Annotated in this window: 16 protein-coding genes and 2 pseudogenes; 9 read left to right on the forward strand and 9 right to left on the reverse strand. The window is 64.7% G+C overall.

The window, feature by feature from the left end; translation table 11 throughout:
• From EOA78_RS37275 to clpS, 3 genes and pseudogenes are all read left to right on the forward strand, one after another.
• Positions 1–176 (forward strand): annotated as a pseudogene (locus EOA78_RS37275) (choline ABC transporter permease subunit); the annotation flags it as partial.
• The gene (gene choV, locus EOA78_RS25080; protein ID WP_127317459.1) at positions 173–1354 is read left to right on the forward strand and encodes a choline ABC transporter ATP-binding protein; all 1182 of its coding nucleotides are present in this window, start codon (positions 173–175) and stop codon (positions 1352–1354) included. The pseudogene EOA78_RS37275 and the gene choV, both read left to right, overlap by 4 nt.
• A 190-nt stretch (positions 1355–1544) precedes the next feature.
• The gene (gene clpS, locus EOA78_RS25085; protein ID WP_127317460.1) at positions 1545–1850 is read left to right on the forward strand and encodes an ATP-dependent Clp protease adapter ClpS; all 306 of its coding nucleotides are present in this window, start codon (positions 1545–1547) and stop codon (positions 1848–1850) included.
• Positions 1851–2017: 167 nt separating this feature from the next.
• Here the strand turns inward: clpS and EOA78_RS25090 are convergent, their stop codons facing one another.
• Genes EOA78_RS25090 through EOA78_RS25105 form a run of 4 tightly spaced genes read right to left on the reverse strand, consistent with a single transcriptional unit; the run spans position 2018 to position 8849 of the window.
• Complete coding sequence (locus tag EOA78_RS25090) at positions 2018–4105, reverse strand: hypothetical protein (RefSeq protein ID WP_127317461.1); 2088 nt, start codon at positions 4103–4105, stop codon at positions 2018–2020.
• 3 nt (positions 4106–4108) lie between these two features.
• Positions 4109–6934 carry a DUF4159 domain-containing protein gene (locus tag EOA78_RS25095; RefSeq protein WP_127317462.1) on the reverse strand — a complete coding sequence of 942 codons (2826 nt, stop codon included), beginning with the start codon at positions 6932–6934 and terminating at the stop codon, positions 4109–4111.
• Positions 6931–7845: a DUF58 domain-containing protein gene (locus EOA78_RS25100; protein ID WP_127317463.1), complete on the reverse strand. Its 915-nt coding sequence runs from the start codon at positions 7843–7845 to the stop codon at positions 6931–6933. Before EOA78_RS25100 ends, EOA78_RS25095 begins: the two co-directional genes overlap by 4 nt.
• Positions 7845–8849, reverse strand: coding sequence for a MoxR family ATPase (locus tag EOA78_RS25105; RefSeq protein ID WP_127317464.1), 1005 nt, complete (start codon positions 8847–8849; stop codon positions 7845–7847). The genes EOA78_RS25100 and EOA78_RS25105 overlap by 1 nt, the downstream gene beginning before the upstream one ends.
• 146 nt (positions 8850–8995) lie before the next feature.
• Here EOA78_RS25105 and EOA78_RS25110 point away from each other — a divergent pair, with 146 nt between their 5' ends.
• From EOA78_RS25110 to EOA78_RS25120, 3 genes are read left to right on the forward strand one after another with little or no spacing between them, the layout of a single operon-like run.
• Complete coding sequence (locus EOA78_RS25110) at positions 8996–9625, forward strand: DUF1285 domain-containing protein (RefSeq protein WP_127317483.1); 630 nt, start codon at positions 8996–8998, stop codon at positions 9623–9625.
• A 30-nt stretch (positions 9626–9655) separates the two neighbouring features.
• The gene (locus EOA78_RS25115) at positions 9656–10288 is read left to right on the forward strand and encodes a CoA pyrophosphatase (protein WP_127317465.1); all 633 of its coding nucleotides are present in this window, start codon (positions 9656–9658) and stop codon (positions 10286–10288) included.
• Entirely contained in the window at positions 10285–11553 is a 1269-nt protein-coding gene (locus EOA78_RS25120; protein ID WP_127317466.1) for a CCA tRNA nucleotidyltransferase, read from the forward strand. The genes EOA78_RS25115 and EOA78_RS25120 overlap by 4 nt, the downstream gene beginning before the upstream one ends.
• A 250-nt stretch (positions 11554–11803) precedes the next feature.
• Here the strand turns inward: EOA78_RS25120 and EOA78_RS25125 are convergent, their stop codons facing one another.
• Positions 11804–11989 carry a DUF1059 domain-containing protein gene (locus EOA78_RS25125; RefSeq protein ID WP_029349897.1) on the reverse strand — a complete coding sequence of 62 codons (186 nt, stop codon included), beginning with the start codon at positions 11987–11989 and terminating at the stop codon, positions 11804–11806.
• Positions 11990–12253: 264 nt separating this feature from the next.
• Between EOA78_RS25125 and EOA78_RS25130 the strand changes: the two are divergent.
• Positions 12254–12360: pseudogene (locus EOA78_RS25130) on the forward strand (IS5/IS1182 family transposase); the annotation flags it as partial.
• A gap of 82 nt (positions 12361–12442) precedes the next feature.
• Positions 12443–12925 carry a cupin domain-containing protein gene (locus tag EOA78_RS25135; RefSeq protein ID WP_245477736.1) on the forward strand — a complete coding sequence of 161 codons (483 nt, stop codon included), beginning with the start codon at positions 12443–12445 and terminating at the stop codon, positions 12923–12925.
• A 331-nt stretch (positions 12926–13256) separates the two neighbouring features.
• Here EOA78_RS25135 and EOA78_RS25140 read toward each other — a convergent pair whose 3' ends face one another.
• Positions 13257–13517, reverse strand: coding sequence for a DUF1344 domain-containing protein (locus EOA78_RS25140; protein ID WP_127317485.1), 261 nt, complete (start codon positions 13515–13517; stop codon positions 13257–13259).
• 247 nt (positions 13518–13764) lie between these two features.
• Positions 13765–14679 carry an oxygen-dependent coproporphyrinogen oxidase gene (gene hemF, locus EOA78_RS25145; protein WP_127317467.1) on the reverse strand — a complete coding sequence of 305 codons (915 nt, stop codon included), beginning with the start codon at positions 14677–14679 and terminating at the stop codon, positions 13765–13767.
• 107 nt (positions 14680–14786) lie between these two features.
• Here hemF and EOA78_RS25150 point away from each other — a divergent pair, with 107 nt between their 5' ends.
• Complete coding sequence (locus EOA78_RS25150; RefSeq protein ID WP_006202578.1) at positions 14787–15044, forward strand: hypothetical protein; 258 nt, start codon at positions 14787–14789, stop codon at positions 15042–15044.
• Here EOA78_RS25150 and soxR read toward each other — a convergent pair.
• Positions 15041–15487, reverse strand: a complete 447-nt coding sequence (gene soxR / locus EOA78_RS25155; protein WP_127317468.1) for a redox-sensitive transcriptional activator SoxR — start codon at positions 15485–15487, stop codon at positions 15041–15043. The two genes, EOA78_RS25150 and soxR, sit on opposite strands and share 4 nt — an antisense overlap.
• Positions 15488–15653: 166 nt before the next feature.
• Positions 15654–16112, reverse strand: a complete 459-nt coding sequence (locus EOA78_RS25160; RefSeq protein ID WP_127317469.1) for a tRNA (cytidine(34)-2'-O)-methyltransferase — start codon at positions 16110–16112, stop codon at positions 15654–15656.
• Between the last annotated feature and the right edge of the window lie 290 nt (positions 16113–16402).

Consider the following 16402-nt stretch of genomic DNA (forward strand, 5'->3'; position numbering starts at 1 on the left):
GCCTCTCAATGGTCGTGATCGCTGCGCTCATCGGCGCCAACGGCCTTGGCAAGCCGGTGGTGCGCGCGCTGAACTCGGTCAACATCCCGCTCGGGCTCGAGGCCGGCCTCGCCATCGTCGTGCTCGCCATCATCCTCGACCGCATCAGCCGCATCGGCACGGGAACCGCCAAATGAGCGCTGCGGTCGATTTCAAGAATGTCGACATCGTCTTCGGCGCGGCGCGCAAGGAAGCGCTGGCGCTCGTAGACAGCGGCGCGACGCGTGAGGAAATCCTGGAGAAGACCGGCGCCGTGCTCGGCTGCGCCGGCGCCAATTTGACCGTCAACGAGGGCGAGATTTCCGTCCTGATGGGCCTCTCCGGCTCCGGCAAATCGACGCTGCTCCGCGCCGTCAACTTGCTCAACGTGCCGGCGCGCGGCAATGTCATGGTCAAGGACGGCGACCGTATGGTCGATGTCGCGGCCTGCGACGCCGCCACGCTGCGCCACATCCGACAGACGCGGGTCGCCATGGTGTTCCAGCAGTTCGGCCTTCTGCCCTGGCGCACCGTCGCGGAAAATGTCGGCTTCGGCCTCGAGCTTTCCGGCGTGCCCGACGCCGAGCGTAAGGCGCGCGTCGAGCGCCAGTTGAAGCTCGTCGGCCTCGACCAGTGGGCGTCGAAATACGCCCACGAACTTTCCGGCGGCATGCAGCAGCGCGTCGGGCTGGCGCGTGCGTTTGCCACCGAAGCGCCGATCCTGCTGATGGACGAGCCGTTCTCGGCGCTCGACCCGCTGATCCGGACCAAGCTGCAGGACGAGTTGCTGCAGCTTCAGGCAGAACTGAAAAAGACCATCATCTTCGTCAGCCACGACCTCGAGGAGGCGCTGAAGATCGGCAGCCACATCACCATCATGGAAGGCGGGCGCATCGTGCAGACCGGCGCGCCGGAAGACATCGTGCTGCGCCCCGCCAACGACTATGTCCGCGACTTCATCGCCAATGTGAATCCGCTCTCGGTGCTGACCGCCTGGAACGTGATGCGCGACCGCCGTGACCTCGAGCACGGCCAGGACGGCTGGGTGTGGCTCGACCGCCGCAAGACGACGCGTTTCAAGATCGACGAGCACGGGCTGGTGACGGCTGCCGAGCGCGACGGCAAGCCGGCGTTCTGGGTGTCCTGCGCCGATGTCGAGGCGCAGCCGGAGGAGACGGCGCAGGTGTTCTGGGCCAATCCCGGCACCTCGCTGAAGACCGTGATGCTGGCAATGCACCGCTCGCAGACCGCACCGGTGGCGCTGTTTGACGACCAGTCGCGCTTCGTCGGCGCTATCGGCATCAGGGACGTGCTGTCGGCGGTGTTGCGGCGGTAGCTATTTCTAAACGAAACGGCCCGTATCGTTTCTTCGCGGTCTGCGCGGCTTGGCGGCGGTCCCACATAGGCACGGACTTGTGAACGGCCGCGCCCGCCGGGAAGGCGGTTTGCGGGCGGTCCAAAATGGACGATTGCTTTCGTCCATGTCAGAATAAAAGCGAAATTCTTGCGCGCAGTTGCCGGTTCCGATGCCTGAGATCGTCGCCAAACCCCGCACCAAAACGAAGCCGCAAATCGAACGGCCGAAGCTCTACAAGGTCATCCTTCTCAATGACGATTTCACGCCGCGCGAGTTCGTGGTGACGGTGCTCAAGGGCGAATTCAAGCTGAGCGAAGATCAGGCGCGGCGGGTGATGATCACCGCGCACCAGCGCGGCGTCTGCGTCGTCGCCGTCTTCACCAGGGACGTCGCCGAGACCAAGGCGACGCGGGCGACCGATGCCGGCAAGGCCAAGGGCTACCCGCTGATGTTCACGACGGAACCGGAGGAGTAGTGCCCGGTTTTTCCTTCTCCCCTGGGGAGCGGCTGGCCGAGCGCAGCTCCGTCGGATGAGGGTGTTCCAGCTTGGCGTCACGGCACTCCGTCCAGCACCCCTCAACCGTCTTGGCGCTGCGCGCCAATCCACCTTCTCCCACAAGGGGAGAAGGACAAACCGCTGCGCTATCGCCCCTCGCGGTACCACATCGAGCCCAATGCCAGAAGCAGCAGGCCGAGGCCGAGGAACCCGCCGAACAGCGGCACGCGCGAGACGGCCTTCAGCACGCTGTCGTCGGTGGTGCGCAGGCCGATCCAGTCGTTGCCGGCGGCCGCGCCCGTGGAGCGGACCGGGACGACCGACGGCAGCGTCACGCCGCCGGTGAGGTTGCCAAGGGCCGACGATTGCGCCAGCCGGCGCACGCTGCCGCCGGTGGCCTCGGCCGGCGCTTTCAGCCGGTTCTCGGTGGAGACGACGTCGGTGAATTCCGGCGCATTGACCGGGCCGACATGGGCAAGCGCCTTCAGGTCGCCATTTCCGACCTGGTAGAGGCCGATCTCGCTAGTTTCGATGCTGCCCAGGAAGACGCCGGGTTCGGCTCTCTCCAGCTTGGTGGTCATCGCCTTGCCGGACGGGGTGATGATCTGCGCCGGGCCGGGATCGTCGCTCATCGTCTGGCGGCGGATTTCCAGCATCATGCCGCGGCCGTCGGCGGTCAGCCGCTCCTCCTCGAGTTCAGGCTCCTTCATCAGCCAGTGGGCGATGCGGCGATAGAGCTGGACATGCGGGCCGCCGCCCTCGAAGCCGCGCGCCCACAACCAGCCCTGGTCGGACAGAAACATGCCGACGCGGCCTTCGCCCTTGCGATCGAGCAGGAGCAGCGGACGGTCGTCTGCCCCCTTCATCACCGCCTCGCCCTCGGGGTTTTCGACGCCGATGGTGCGGAACCAGCGGCTCCAGTGCGGCGGCTCGGTGGCGGAGCCGTCGAGCCCGCGCGTCACCGGATGGCGCTGGCCGAGTTCGGTGAGGCGCGGGTAAAAGGCCTTGTCGACGACTTCGCCGGTCGGCATCGCCGGCAGCGCCGACATCAAAGGCGTGCGGGCGATGGAACTTTCGCCGGCATATTCGGGCCCTGCGGCGATCAGCAGTGCGCCACCCTTTTCGACATATTCGGCGATGTAGTCGTAATAGAGGATCGGCAGCACGTCGCGGTGCTGATAGCGGTCGAAGATGATCAGGTCGAAATCCTTGATCTTCTCGACGAACAGCTCGCGCGTCGGGAAGGCGATCAGCGACAATTCGTTGATCGGCGTGCCGTCCTGCTTTTCCGGCGGCCGCAGAATGGTGAAGTGGACCAGATCGACCGAGGCGTCGGATTTCAGAAGGTTGCGCCAGGTGCGCTCGCCGGCATGCGGCTCGCCGGAGACCAGCAGCACGCGCAAATTCTCGCGGATGCCGTCGATCAGCGCGATGGCGCGGTTGTTGGTGTCGGTGAGTTCGTCGGGCTCGGGATCGATAGCGAGTTCGACGATGTTGCGGCCGGCGCCGGGAATGGTCACTTGCAGCGGCATGGCCTGGCCGATGGTGGCGCGCTCGACCGAAACCTGCTCGCCATTGACCGACACGCGCACGTCGACCGAGCCGGCCTCGTTGTTGGTGCCGAGGACGCGATAGGTCATTTCGAGCGGCTTGCCGACCAGACCGAAGCGCGGCGCATTCTCGAAGCGGATGCGGCGATCCTTTTCCTGGTCGTTGCCGGTGATCAGCGCGTGCAGCGGGGCGTTGAAGTCGGGTGTGCCGCCGGGGGCGTCGTGCACCTCGCCATCGGTGATCATGATGGCGCCGCCGATGCGCGAAGGCGGCACGTCGCGGAAAGCGCTTTCAAGCGCGCCGAAAAGCCGCGTTTCGGTGCGCTCCTCGGCGGCTTCCGACTTGCCGGCCTCGACGACGCGGACGTCGAACTGCTTGAAGCGGCCAAGGCGCTGCTGAAGCCCGGCCAGCGCCTCGTCGGTCTGCTTGGTGCGCTCGCCAATGTCCTGGCTTTGGCTGCGGTCGACGACGACGGCGACGACGCTTTTCAGCGCCTCGCGCTCTTCGTCGAGGAACACAGGGTTGAGCAGGGCCGCGCCCAGCGCGAGCAGGGCGGCAAAACGGAAGACCGCGCCGCGCTGGCGAAACCAAAGTCCGGCCAATGCCAGCAGCAACAGCGGCGCCAGCACCAAGCCAAGCAGCGGCAAGGAGATGAGCGGTTCGAAGGCGAGCGACCAGTTCATGGCTTACTGCCCCAGCCGTTCGAGCAGCACCGGCACGTGCACCTGATCGGATTTATAGTTGCCGGTCAGCATGTACATCATGATGTTGACGCCGGCGCGCAGCGCATAAATGCGCTGCATCGGGTCCGACGGCACTGTCGGCAAAAGCGGGTCGCCATTCTCGTCGACCGCCCAGGCGCCCGCGAAATCATTGGCGGTGATCATGATCGGCGAGACGCCGTCGCCGGTGCGCACCGGGCGGTTCTCGGTGTTGGTGGCTTCGAGCGACGCCGCGACCCAGAGCGGACCGCCGGCGAAACGTCCGGGAAACTCAGGCAGGATGTAGAAGGATTTCGTCAGGACATGATCCGACGGCACCGGTTCCAGCGGCGGCACGTTGAGATTGCCGAGGATGTCGCGCAGCCGCTCGGTCGCCGGGCTGGCCGAATCCGCGCCGATGCCGGTGGCGAACTGGTCGCGGGTGTCGAACAGCACCGTGCCGCCCTGCTGCATGTAGGCGTCGACGCGGCCGATCGCGGCCTGGCTCGGCATCGGTGCGGCAGGGTCGATGGGCCAGTAAATCAGGGGATAGAAGGACAGCTGGTCCTTCGAGATATCGACGCTCGCCGGCGCCCCCGGCTCGAGCGCGGTCTTCTCGATCAGGAAGCGGGTCAGGCCCTCCAGCCCGGCTTGGCTGATCGAATCGACGCTCCGTTCGCCGGTCTGCACATAGGCGATCCGGGTCTTCGAAATGTCCTCGATCGCCCGCTCGTCGCCGGGTTTGGAATCGTCGGCGCGGGCGATGTCGGTGTGGCCGACCAGCGCGCCGAGCGCAATCAGCAGAGCGGCTGAGGTTGCAGCAGCCGTGCCGGCGCGGCGCGGCCGGCGCGAGAACAGGCCGCCCATCCAGAACACGGCCAGCGTGTCGAGCACCATCAGCAAAAGGGCTGCCGCCACCAGCGGGCCCTTCAAATTGTGCGATTCGTCGAAGGCGTACTGGATGGTGGTGACCGGCACGGTGATCTGAGGACGGACCAGCGGTGCGAATCTGCTTTCAGCATTGAGCAGATTGTGGGCGAGGACGCCGGTTTCGGAGCCGTAGAGGCCAGGCGGGTTCTCGAACGTCACCGGCAGCGGGCCGGCGCCCGGCACCAGTGGCCGTGCATCCGGCGTCGGCGGCACCAGCGTGCCGTCGGCTGATATCATGCGGTAGGGCGCCAGCGAGGTGGCGGCGGCTTCGGCATTGGCGACCGCTGCACCCTGGTTGCGTGACAGTTGCACGATGCGGCGCAGCATCTCGACGAAGCTGCCGGAGATCGGCAGGTTCGACCAGGTCGCCTCCGGCGTGACATGGAACAGGACGAGCGTGCCCTTGCCCTTCTTCATCCCGGTCACCAGCGGCGTGCCGTCGGCAAGAGTGGCCCAGGTGCGCTCGACGATGTCGGGCGTCGGCTCGGCCAGCACCTGCTTGGTGACGGTGACTTCGGCCGGCGGAGCGAGGTCGGAGAAGGGACCGGTCTTCGGGAAGTCGGTGACCGGCTGTGGCGTCGTCCATGACAGTGCGCCGCCGAGCGAACGCTCGCCGGTACGCAGCCTGACCGGCAGCAGGTCGTCGTCATTGCCGGCGGCCACCAGCCGCGAGCCGGCGAACCGCACCAGCGTGCCGCCATTGTCGACCCAGTCGACCAGCCGCTGCCGCACCTGCTCCGGAATGGTGCCGACATCGGCCATGACAATCATCGCCGGCTTCTGGTCGAGGAGCTGTGGGATGGCGTCGGCAAGGTCGGCGCTCGACGCTTCGGCCAGATCGGCGAAGGGCTGCAGCGCGCGGCGGATGTAGTACAGCGGCGACAAAAGCGGCTGCGCCTGGTCGGCTTCGGCCTGCGACAGCAGTCCGACGCGACGGCGCTTGGAATTCTCATCGAGCACGCGGACGGCGCCGGCCTGCCGCTGGCCGTCGAGCGCGATCGAGGCGAAGTCGTTGCGCAGTTCGAACGGCACCGCCATCGTGCCGGTGGCGGTGGATTCGCCCGGCGAGAAGGTCAGCGTGGCGTCGGCGATGCGGCGGCCCTTGTCGTCGAAGGCGCCGGCGGTCACCTGAGCCGGAGTCGGATCGCCCGGCGCGCGGATGGCGGTCAGCTCGAAGCCGTCCACCTGGTTGTCGGCGCCGGTCAGGCCGGTCAAGCTAGGCCGGTCGGAGGCGGCCCAGACGACACGGGCGGCGTTCTTCGACAAAAGCGTGTTGAAGGCGGCCTCGTCGCCTTCCGCCGCCAGACCGTCGGCGAGCACGGCGACACTGGCGCCCGGCAAGGTCTCCAGGGTTGCCGCGACGCGCGCGTAGACGGCGGGGCGGTCGGTCGGGATCGGCCGCGGCTTTGCCGCGCGCAGCCGGTCGAGCGCGGTGGCGGCGTCGAACGGGCCGATCTCGGCATTCGGCTTCTCGGCGGTGAAGGCGATGATGACAGGCACGTCGTTGGAGCCGGCATCGGTGATCAGCCGTTCGGCGGTGGCGACGCGCTGGCCCCAGTCGGCGGCAGTTGCCCAGTCATTGTCGATGACCAGCGCAAGAGCGGCGCCCTCGGCCGGCAGTCTTTCACGCGGGTTGAACACGGGTTCGGCCAGCGCCGTAACGATAAGAGCCGCCATCAGCAGCCTGAGCAGCGTCAGCCACCACGGGCTCTGTTGCGGCGTCTCCTCGCGCTTCAGCACCCGGGCCAGGATCTTCAGCGGCGGGAAGACCTCGGTCTGCGGTTTGGGCGGGGTGAACCGCAAAAGCCACCAGATCACCGGCAGTGCCAGAAGGCCCCACAGCACCATCGGCGCCCCGAAGGAGAGCGGCAGCCAACTCATGCGCGGATCCTCCCGCCTGAGCTGCCATCGACGGTCATCGCCATGTGGACACGCACCAGCGCATCGGAGGCGAGACGGTCGGTGTGGTTGACGGTGAAGCTCCAGCCGAGCCGCTTGCACCAGTCGGTCAGTTCCTGGCGGCGGGCGATGTAAAGCAGCCGGTAATCATCGCCCAGCGTTTCGGCGCGGCCGGCGGTCAACTTGTCGCCGGTCTCGGGATCGGTGAACTCGGTGCGGCCGGCATAGGGGAATCGCTCCTCGGCGGGGTCGGCGACCTCGATCAGATGGGCACGCACGCCGTGGCGGGCGAGCACGTCGAGCCAGGCGATGGTGTCCTCCACCGGATCGAGGAAGTCGCTGACGATGACGATGTCGCAGAAGCGGCGGATGGCGGACAGGTCGGGCTTTGCCGGCAATTCGCCGGCATGGGTGAGTTGTGCTGCGATGCGCTCGGCGCCGTTGCGGGCGGTGAACGGATCGGTCAGTCCGGGCCAGGCGATGCGTTCGCCGCTGCGCGACAGAAGCTCTGCCATGGCCAGCGCCAGCACCAGCGCGCGGGATTCCTTCGAGACGGTGGCGCCGGTCGATTTGTAGAGCATGGAAGGCGAGGGGTCTGCCCACAGCCACACCGTATGGGCGGCCTCCCATTCGCGGTCTCGCACATAGATGTGATCGTCGCGGGCCGAGCGGCGCCAGTCGACACGCGAGGAATCGCCTTCGACATAGGGCCGGAACTGCCAGAAATTCTCGCCGATGCCGCGCTTGCGGCGGCCGTGCCAGCCGGCGATCACCGTGTTGACGATGCGGCGTGCCTCGACCAGCAGGTCGGGCACCAGCGACGCCCGCAACCGGCCGCGGGCGAGCGCGTCACGCGTCGCTGCCGGTGCCTGGGCCTCGCCTATACGCGCCATCAGATGCCTTTTGCCAGTTTCGCCACCACGTCGCGCACGGTCGTGCCCTCGGCACGGGCGGCAAAGGTCAGCGCCATGCGGTGCTGCAGCACAGGCTCGGCCAGCGCTCTGATATCGTCGACCGACGGCGCCAGCCGTCCGTCATAGAGGGCGCGGGCGCGGGCGCACAGGGTCAACGCCTGACTGGCGCGCGGGCCTGGGCCCCAGGCGACGTGCTTGTCGGTCTCGGCATTGCCCTGGCCGGGGCGCGCCGAGCGCACCAGCTGGAGGATCGCCTCGACGACGCTTTCCGGTACCGGCATGCGGCGGATTAGGGTCTGGATCTCCTTCAGCCGCGCCGGCTGCAGCACGTTCTGCGCCCTGGCGTCCTCGATGCCGGTGGTTTCCAGAAGAATGCGGCGCTCCGCCTCGATTTCCGGATAGAGGATGTCGACCTGCATCAGGAAGCGGTCGAGCTGCGCCTCGGGCAGCGGATAGGTGCCTTCCTGCTCCAGCGGGTTCTGCGTCGCCAATACGTGGAAGGGCGCCGGAAGGTCGTGGCGGACACCGGCGATGGTGACGTGGTATTCCTGCATCGACTGCAGCAGCGCCGACTGGGTGCGCGGCGAGGCGCGGTTGATCTCATCCGCCATCAGCAGCTGCGCGAAGATCGGCCCGGAGATGAAGCGGAAGGAACGCTTGCCGAATTCGTCCTGCTCCATCACCTCGGAGCCGAGTATGTCGGACGGCATCAGGTCGGGCGTGAACTGGATGCGGCGGGAATCGAGGCCGAGCACGATGCCCAGCGTCTCGACCAGCTTGGTCTTGGCGAGGCCGGGCACGCCGACCAGCAGCGCATGGCCGCCGGCGAGCAGCGCCACCAGCGTGCGTTCGACGACGCTTTCCTGGCCGAAGATGACGCGGCCGACGCCATCGCGAACCCTGGAAATGTCGGCCAGCGCCGTCTCGGCCTGGCCTATCATGTCCTTTTCGCTGATCGGGCTTTCCTTGATCATCACGCTCATGCAGCATCGATCCTTCTCGTTGGAGATACCGGCTCGCACCTTCGACGCTGCAGAGTGCCGCGATTCGGTCTCGCATGGCGCCTGTCTTTGAACTTAAATCACTGGCTTAGGCTGACAAGCGGAACAACAGTGACTATTTCGTGACCATGACAGAACGCGCCGACGATCGTGAAGAGAGCCTGACGGCCGCCACCGAGGCGCGCGGACTGGAGGCACTGATCTCGCGTGCCGCCCGCGCGGGCAAGGGGCCGGCGCCGGTGGAGCGCTGGAATCCGGCCTTTTGCGGCGATCTCGACATGGAGATCAGAGAGGACGGCACCTGGTTCTACCAGGGTACGCCGATCGGCCGCATGCCGCTGGTGCAGCTGTTTTCCTCCGTGCTGCGCAAGGACAAAGACGGCAAGACCTATCTTGTAACACCGGTGGAAAGGGTCGGCATCCGCGTCGTCGATGCGCCCTTCATCGCCGTCGAGATGGACGTTTCCGGCACCGGCGATGGCCAAGTCATCACTTTCCGCACCAATGTCGGCGACGTGGTCGAGGCCGGACCGGACCATCCGCTACGCTTCGTCGACGAAGACGCGACCGGTGGCCTGAAACCCTATGTGCTGGTGCGCGGGCGGCTGGAAGCGCTGGTGGCGCGGCCGGTCATGTACGAACTGGTCGAGCATGGCGAAGAGATCGATGTCGGCGGCAGAAGGATGTTTGCCGTCCGCTCGAAGGGCGCGGTCTATCCGATAATGCCGGCGGAAAAACTGCAGCGGCTGAGCGCATGATGGGCAGCGTATGATGGACCAGGTGACGCTATGGACCAGGTGACGCGGGCGCCGTTTTCGGCCGAGGATTTTCGCGCCCGCGTCGCGGCGCAGCCGCTGGCGCATGCCACCGACGATTATGGCGACCATCGCTTCAACCCCGGCCATCCGCGTTTGAAGCTCGCAAAGGCGCTGCGCGATGCCGCCGTGCTGATCCCGGTGGTCGATCACGGACGCGATGCCACGGTTCTGCTGACCAAACGGGCGGAAAATCTGCGCAACCATTCGGGTCAGGTGGCTTTTCCGGGCGGCACGATCGACCCAACAGACCCGAGCCCGGAGGCGGCGGCATTGCGCGAAACATTCGAGGAGATCGGGCTTGGCCAGGACCGGGTCGAGATCATCGGCCGCATGCCCGATTATATCTCCGGCAGCGGCTACCGCATCGCCCCGGTGCTGGGAATAGTGCGGCCGGGTTTTTCACTGACGCTGAATTCGGAGGAGGTCGACGCCGCCTTCGAAGTGCCGCTGCGCTTCCTGATGGACCCGGCCAACCACGGCCGCGACAGCCGCATGTGGAACGACCTCGAATGGGTCTTCTACGAGATGCCCTATGACGGACAACGCATCTGGGGCGTCACCGCCGGCATCATCCGCACGCTCTATGAAAGGCTCTATACGTGAGCGGCCGGGTGTCGCTCGCGGGCAAAGCCGACTGGCTCGGCGAAAAGCACCTGCAGCGCCTGCTGGCGGCGCTGGCGGATGGCGGCGAGGAGGCGCGCGTCGCCGGCGGCGCGGTGCGCAATGCGCTCATCGGCCAACCGGTCGCCGACGTCGATATCGCCACCACGACCGTGCCTGATGAAACCATCCGCCGCGCCGAGGCGGCGGGATTCAAGGCCGTGCCGACCGGCATCGAGCACGGCACCATCACGATTGTCGCCGGCGGGAAGCCGTTCGAGGTGACCACGCTCCGCGCCGACATCGAGACCGACGGACGGAGGGCCAAGGTGTCGTTCGGGCGCGACTGGAAGGCCGACGCGGAACGGCGCGATTTCACCATCAACGCGCTTTATGCCGAGGCCGACGGGACGATCGTCGACCTGGTCGGCGGCGTCGCCGACATCGAGGCGCGCCGGCTGCGTTTCATCGGCGATCCGGAGGCGCGCATCCGCGAGGATTATCTGCGCATCCTGCGCTTTTTCCGCTTCTTCGCCTGGTATGGCGACGGCCGGCCGGATGCCGAAGGGCTGAAGGCGTGCGCCCGGCTCAAGGAGGGGCTTGGCCAACTCTCGGTCGAGCGCGTCTGGTCCGAGCTGAAGAAGCTGCTGTCGGCCCCCGATCCATCGCGCGCCTTGCTGTGGATGCGCCAGGCCAGCGTGCTCACCTGCGTTCTGCCGGAGAGCGAGAAATGGGGCATAGATGCGATCCATGCGCTGACCAGGGCCGAGGAGGCTCTAAGCTGGACGCCGGACCCGCTGCTCAGGCTGGAAGCGATCGTGCCGCCGGACGCCGCGCGGCTGAAGACGCTGGCTGAGCGGCTGAGATTCTCCGTCAGCGATGCCGGCCGTCTCAGGCAGTGGGCGCTGACAGCGCCTGTCGAGCCAGAGACGACCGAAGCGGAACTCGCAAAACGGCTCTATCGTGGCGATCATCAGGGCCTTGTCGATCGCTTGCGGCTGTCGCTCGCTTCAGCTCGAAGCCGCGCCGTCGAGGACAATGACGCGCTGCTCGAAGCCGGCGGCTTCTCGCGCCTGCTCGCCTTCGCCGGAAAATGGAAAAAGCCTGACTTTCCGCTCAAGGGCGCCGATCTGACAACGCTTGGCGCGTCGCCCGGACCGAAACTCGGCGCAACCTTGAAAAACCTTGAAAACGAGTGGGTCGAGTCGGGTTTTGCGCTGGATCGCGGCGCGCTCCTCGAGCGCGCCGCAGAAGCACTCGAAAGTTAGAGACCGTTTGGAAACTCTACTCTGGCGAGTCATATGATGGCGTTTTCTGCGCTTCCGGTGCTCACGGACCAGCGCATGACCCCGGAAACCGATTTCGGTTTCCGGGAAAGGGATCATGCGCAAATGCAAAGTGTTAGAGCGTCCTTTGCGCGTCCAAGTGGACGCGCAGCGCTCTAATGTCGCTCCGGTTCTCGAAACCACCACCATAGGACTCGCCAGAGCGAATTTCGAAACAGTGTCTTAGGCAAATTCAGGCCGCATCGCGGGGCTTTTCGATGCGCGAGCGGATGGCTTCGATCATCGTCTCGCGGATGATCGTCTCGCCATGCGTCTCACGCATGTGCTCGACCGCACGACGCATGATTTCGGCTTCCTCGTCGGCGCGCGTATGCCAGTCACAACCCGGAACGAGCGAGCCGCAGTGGAATTCCTTCATCGGATTTCTCCCTTTTCCTCCTCGGAGCGCCGCATCTGCTCTGACACGGAAGCTCCAGCACCTTGATCGATGCATGATCCCTGTTGAAAACCGGGTATCGGTATTCGGGCCATGCGCTGGCCGAGCAAGCATAACACGATCGAATGGTTTTGGTTGCGTTAGTCCGGTGGACGCGCGGCTCTCCAAGAGCCTGTCCGGAAATGGGTTGAGTAGCCGGGATTGCGGTGATTCCAAGAGGGTGCTGAAGCCTACCTTGGAAACGCCATGTGGACCGCGATCACCCAACAACAGCATAGCCGAATTGGCCTGCGCTAGAAACCGATCTGACCGATGCCGAGCGGGCTCTGATCGAGCCGCTCATGCCTGCACCGTAGTGTCCTAATTTAGCGTGAACGAACGGGCCGCCAGTGCTATGCTCCTAAGCGCCTGCATCCGGGGGAATAGGAGGTTGCTATGAAAGCTATGAAAGCTATGAAAGCCTTGCTGCTCTCAACAAGTCTCTTCCTGATGGCCGGCGCTGTCCTTGCCGAAGACGCGATGCATACTAGTGTCATAATGCCCGACTCCCTGACGTGGAAGGAAAACCCGGCCTTTCCGAAGGGTATTCAGATTGCCACGTTGGTAGGCGATCCGACCAAGGCCGGAGAGACAGTCGTCCAACGCATCAAGTTCCCGCCAAATTTCCAGATGCCACCGCACACCCACCCGTTTTCCGAGGTCGTGACTGTGATCAGCGGTCGTATTGGAACGAGCAGTGGCGAAACGGGCGAGAAAAAAGGCGATCTGTTGAAACCGGGATCAATGTGGATGTACCCGGCAAAGCACGCGCATTATGCCTGGACTGGAAGCGAGGAAGCGATCCTGCAAGTCCAGTACGTTGGCCCGGGAGGGATCGAGTACATCAACCCGGCTGACGACCCTCGCAAAGGTCAGTAGTGTGAGCTAGTAGCACAGAGGCCGCCTCAGTGGGCGGCCTCATCCTCAATCTCCGCCTCATTATCATTATCGTCAGATAGAATGGCCTGCTGCGTCTTGAGCAGGCGCAGGCGGTGCTGGCCTAAATAGCCCGCGAGTGTGCTAATTAGGCCAGCACCACAGGTTATGAATTCCCGGACGGACTCTAAGGTTTTGTCATCTGCGCATGATCCTTCCGAAAACCGGAATCGGTTTTTGGGGTCATGCACGAGAAACCGAAGGGCGGAGCAGCGCTCCGCCCTCTTACGCTACCCCGGAGGCAAGACCTCGTCTTGCTTCAGCGGGCAGGCGATCACTTCATGATCTTGACTGCCTCGGCAATTTTGTGCTTGCCGCTCATGTCCCACGAAACGCGGACCTTTTCGCCGGCCTTCAGGCCAGGATTCTTGAAGGCCTTGGGCAGCGTAAAGGTAGATCCGTCATCCAGAACAAGGCTCATGGCCGTTCGATCATAGGTCTTGACTGTGCCCGTGGTGTGCTTGACCGCTGCAAATGCAGCGCCACCAGAGGCAAGAACGGCAGCAGCCGCAACCGACATAATAAGCTTGCGCATGGCATGCTCTCCTGGAAATGAGAGGCACCATTTTGGGAAGGTGCCCCACTCAATCATGGGCCGTCCGGTCGCGTCGGGTCGCGGTTCTAGGGGAGGATGAACCGCCGGCGTTTCCCGGCCCGGCACGAAAAATAGTCGTGCTTTTTCAAATGGATATTAGACGAAAAAGATATTCTGCGCGCCACATTCGCCGCCAAAATCAAACGATTTGGACCTGATTGCGGCTCACGTCCAACTCACCGAGATTTTACGGCCATTTCGCTTCCGGCGGCAGGCTGGAGAGGATCGAGGCCACGTTGCCGCCGGTCTTCAGTCCGAAGATAGTGCCGCGATCGTGAAGCAAGTTGAATTCGACATAGCGGCCGCGGCGAATAAGCTGTTCTTCACGGTCGCCGTCGGTCCAGTTGTCGTTGAAATTGGCCCGCACCAGATGTCCGTAGACGACGAGAAAAGATCGCCCGACATCCTGGACGAAGTTGAAATCGGCGTTCCAGCCGCCTTTGTCCTCACCCGAATGCAGCCAATCGAAGAAGATGCCGCCGGTGCCGCGCGGTTCGTTGCGGTGCGGCAGATAGAAATACTCCTCGCACCAGGCCTTGAATTTCGCGTGGTCGGCGACGCCAGCGTGCTTCTCGCAGGCGAATTGCATGGCCCGGTGGAAGGCAACCGTGTCCGGGTCTTCCTGGTTGCGGCGACGGTCGAGCACCGGCGTCAGGTCGGCGCCGCCGCCGAACCACTGGCGCGAGGTGACGACCATGCGCGTGTTCATATGCACGGCCGGCACGTTGGGGTTCCACGGATGGGCGATCAGCGAAATGCCGCTCGCCCAAAAGCGCGGGTCTTCCTCGGCGCCCGGCATTTGCTTCCTGAACTCCGGCGAGAACTCGCCATGGACGGTGGAGGTGTGGACGCCGACTTTCTCGAAGACGCGGCCACGCATCATCGACATGATGCCGCCGCCGCCCTTGCCGGCGTCGCGCTCCCACGGCGTCCTTTCGAAGCGGCCGGGCGACCATGAGGCCTGCGGCCCCTGCAGGTCCTGTTCGATCTGCTCGAAAGCGGCGCAGATGCGCTCGCGCAACGTCTCGAACCACAGCCGCGCCTTCATCTTCTTCTGTTCGATGTCGGCCGGCAGCCCCGCCGGTATTTCGGGTCGTTGCAAATGCTGTCTCCGGTTGTGGGGCGCGTACCCCGACAAATGACTCGTCTTTTCCGGCCGCGATCCCTAATCTCTTAGGTGCAAGGGTCAAGTGTGAATGGAGTTCTTTCGTGCGCACCCCGGCAAGACCGCCGCTGGATGGCCTGAAGAAGAGGCTCGACCGTTCGCGCGCCGAACGCGAGCGTATGCCGCGCGACGGGTTCCTGCGCGAGACCTTCGTCCTGCCGCGCTCCGATGCACGGCTTAAGGCGAAGGAGTGGTTCGAGCGCTTTCCCAAGCAGGCCTACTGGACCGAGATCGAAAGCTGGTTCGAGCGGCCGGGCGACGTCATCGAGTTCACCATCAGGCGATTGCCGGCGGCAGATTAACGAGCGACCAACAACCGCCTTGCTCCTGGGCCTTGGGCGCTCAATCGGTCTTCCTTGTTCCGCAGCGGGCACTTGTCGATCGACATGCAGCCGCAGCCGATGCAGTCGGTCAGCCCGTCGCGCAGCTTCTTCAGCTGGGCAATCTTCTGATCGAGCTGGTCGCGCCAGGCCGTTGAAAGCAGGTTCCAGTCCTCGCGCGTCGGTGTGCGGCCCTCAGGCAGCGATTCAAGTGCAGCACCGATCTCGGCCAGCGAGATGCCGACCTCCTGCGCGATCCTGATGATCGCCACACGCCTCAGCACGTCGCGGCCGTAGCGCCGCTGGTTGCCTGATGTGCGGTGGCTGCGGATCAGTCCGCGCGCCTCGTAGAAATGCAGCGCCGATACCGCCACCCCGCTTCGCGTAGCCACCTGGCCGACCGTCAGTTCCATCACCGCAGCCATTCGAATTTTCCGCTTGACCTCAAGTTAAGTTGAGCTTGTAACGAAGAAACCCTGGACATGCAAACCGCAGGAGAAGGCGATGTGCGCCTGGGTGAGAATGACAAGAGAGGGTGCGGTCGTCGGCCAGAAAGCGGCCATAATCGCTGCCGTCGACCGTCTGCAAATCCTATCCGAGCTGCCGGATCGCTTCGCCGGCCACCATGGCGACGGAAAGCGCGACGTTGATGCTGCGCGCGCCGGGCTGCATCGGGATGATCAGTCGCGCATCCGCCGCCTCGTGGACAGGATCCGGCACGCCTGCGGATTCACGGCCGAACAAAAGAATGTCGGCGTCGGCGAAGGCGAAATCGGTGTAGGCGATCGCGGCTCTGGTCGAGAGCAGCACCAGCCGCCGCGCTTCGCCTCTGCGCCAGTCCTCAAAGGCGTGCCAGTCGACATGCCGGGAAAGCCGCGCCATTTCGAGATAATCCATGCCGGCCCGTTTCAGCGCCCGGTCGGAGAGCGGGAAGCCGGCCGGTTCGATGATGTCGACGCCGAGACCGAGGCAAGCGGCGAAGCGCAGGATTGTTCCGGTGTTGCCGGCGATATCCGGCTGGTAGAGCGCGATGCGGAGACGGTTGTTCATTTCCGCATCCTTCTAATAAGTGGCAGATCGGCCACAGCAGGCTCGCGGTTTTGGAAATTGCTGGACTGGCGGGTGGTCATTTTCTGCGAAGTCGGTTATACGCCGGGCATTGTCAACCCGAACCGATGGAGGGGTAATTCATGATGATCATGTACATCCAGCGCCCCTCTTGTGGGCTTACCAGCCTGCCGGCGGTTTCGGTACGACGATTCTCCTGACCTTTTAGACTTCGATCGCACCGATTCTTAGCCGAAACCCCTTTTCGGCCTTCGAAGGAATCCTGCGATGTT

Source organism: Mesorhizobium sp. M5C.F.Cr.IN.023.01.1.1 (assembly GCF_003997585.1).
Classification (GTDB): Bacteria; Pseudomonadota; Alphaproteobacteria; order Rhizobiales; family Rhizobiaceae; genus Mesorhizobium; species Mesorhizobium wenxiniae.

Bases quoted from the DNA above. Each gene is read 5' to 3' on its own strand.
- soxR (WP_127317468.1), bottom strand. From the start codon at position 15,487: ATGGCTGCGGTGATGGAACTGACGGTCGGCCAGGTGGCTACGCGAAGC.
- EOA78_RS25160 (WP_127317469.1), bottom strand. From the start codon at position 16,112: ATGAACAACCGTCTCCGCATCGCGCTCTACCAGCCGGATATCGCCGGC.
- EOA78_RS25105 (WP_127317464.1), bottom strand. From the start codon at position 8,849: ATGAGCGTGATGATCAAGGAAAGCCCGATCAGCGAAAAGGACATGATA.
- EOA78_RS25115 (WP_127317465.1), top strand. From the start codon at position 9,656: ATGGACCAGGTGACGCGGGCGCCGTTTTCGGCCGAGGATTTTCGCGCC.
- choV (WP_127317459.1), top strand. From the start codon at position 173: ATGAGCGCTGCGGTCGATTTCAAGAATGTCGACATCGTCTTCGGCGCG.
- EOA78_RS25095 (WP_127317462.1), bottom strand. From the start codon at position 6,934: ATGAGTTGGCTGCCGCTCTCCTTCGGGGCGCCGATGGTGCTGTGGGGC.
- clpS (WP_127317460.1), top strand. From the start codon at position 1,545: ATGCCTGAGATCGTCGCCAAACCCCGCACCAAAACGAAGCCGCAAATC.
- EOA78_RS25140 (WP_127317485.1), bottom strand. From the start codon at position 13,517: ATGCGCAAGCTTATTATGTCGGTTGCGGCTGCTGCCGTTCTTGCCTCT.
- EOA78_RS25125 (WP_029349897.1), bottom strand. From the start codon at position 11,989: ATGAAGGAATTCCACTGCGGCTCGCTCGTTCCGGGTTGTGACTGGCAT.
- EOA78_RS25100 (WP_127317463.1), bottom strand. From the start codon at position 7,845: ATGGCGCGTATAGGCGAGGCCCAGGCACCGGCAGCGACGCGTGACGCG.
- EOA78_RS25090 (WP_127317461.1), bottom strand. From the start codon at position 4,105: ATGAACTGGTCGCTCGCCTTCGAACCGCTCATCTCCTTGCCGCTGCTT.
- EOA78_RS25135 (WP_245477736.1), top strand. From the start codon at position 12,443: ATGAAAGCTATGAAAGCTATGAAAGCCTTGCTGCTCTCAACAAGTCTC.
- EOA78_RS25110 (WP_127317483.1), top strand. From the start codon at position 8,996: ATGACAGAACGCGCCGACGATCGTGAAGAGAGCCTGACGGCCGCCACC.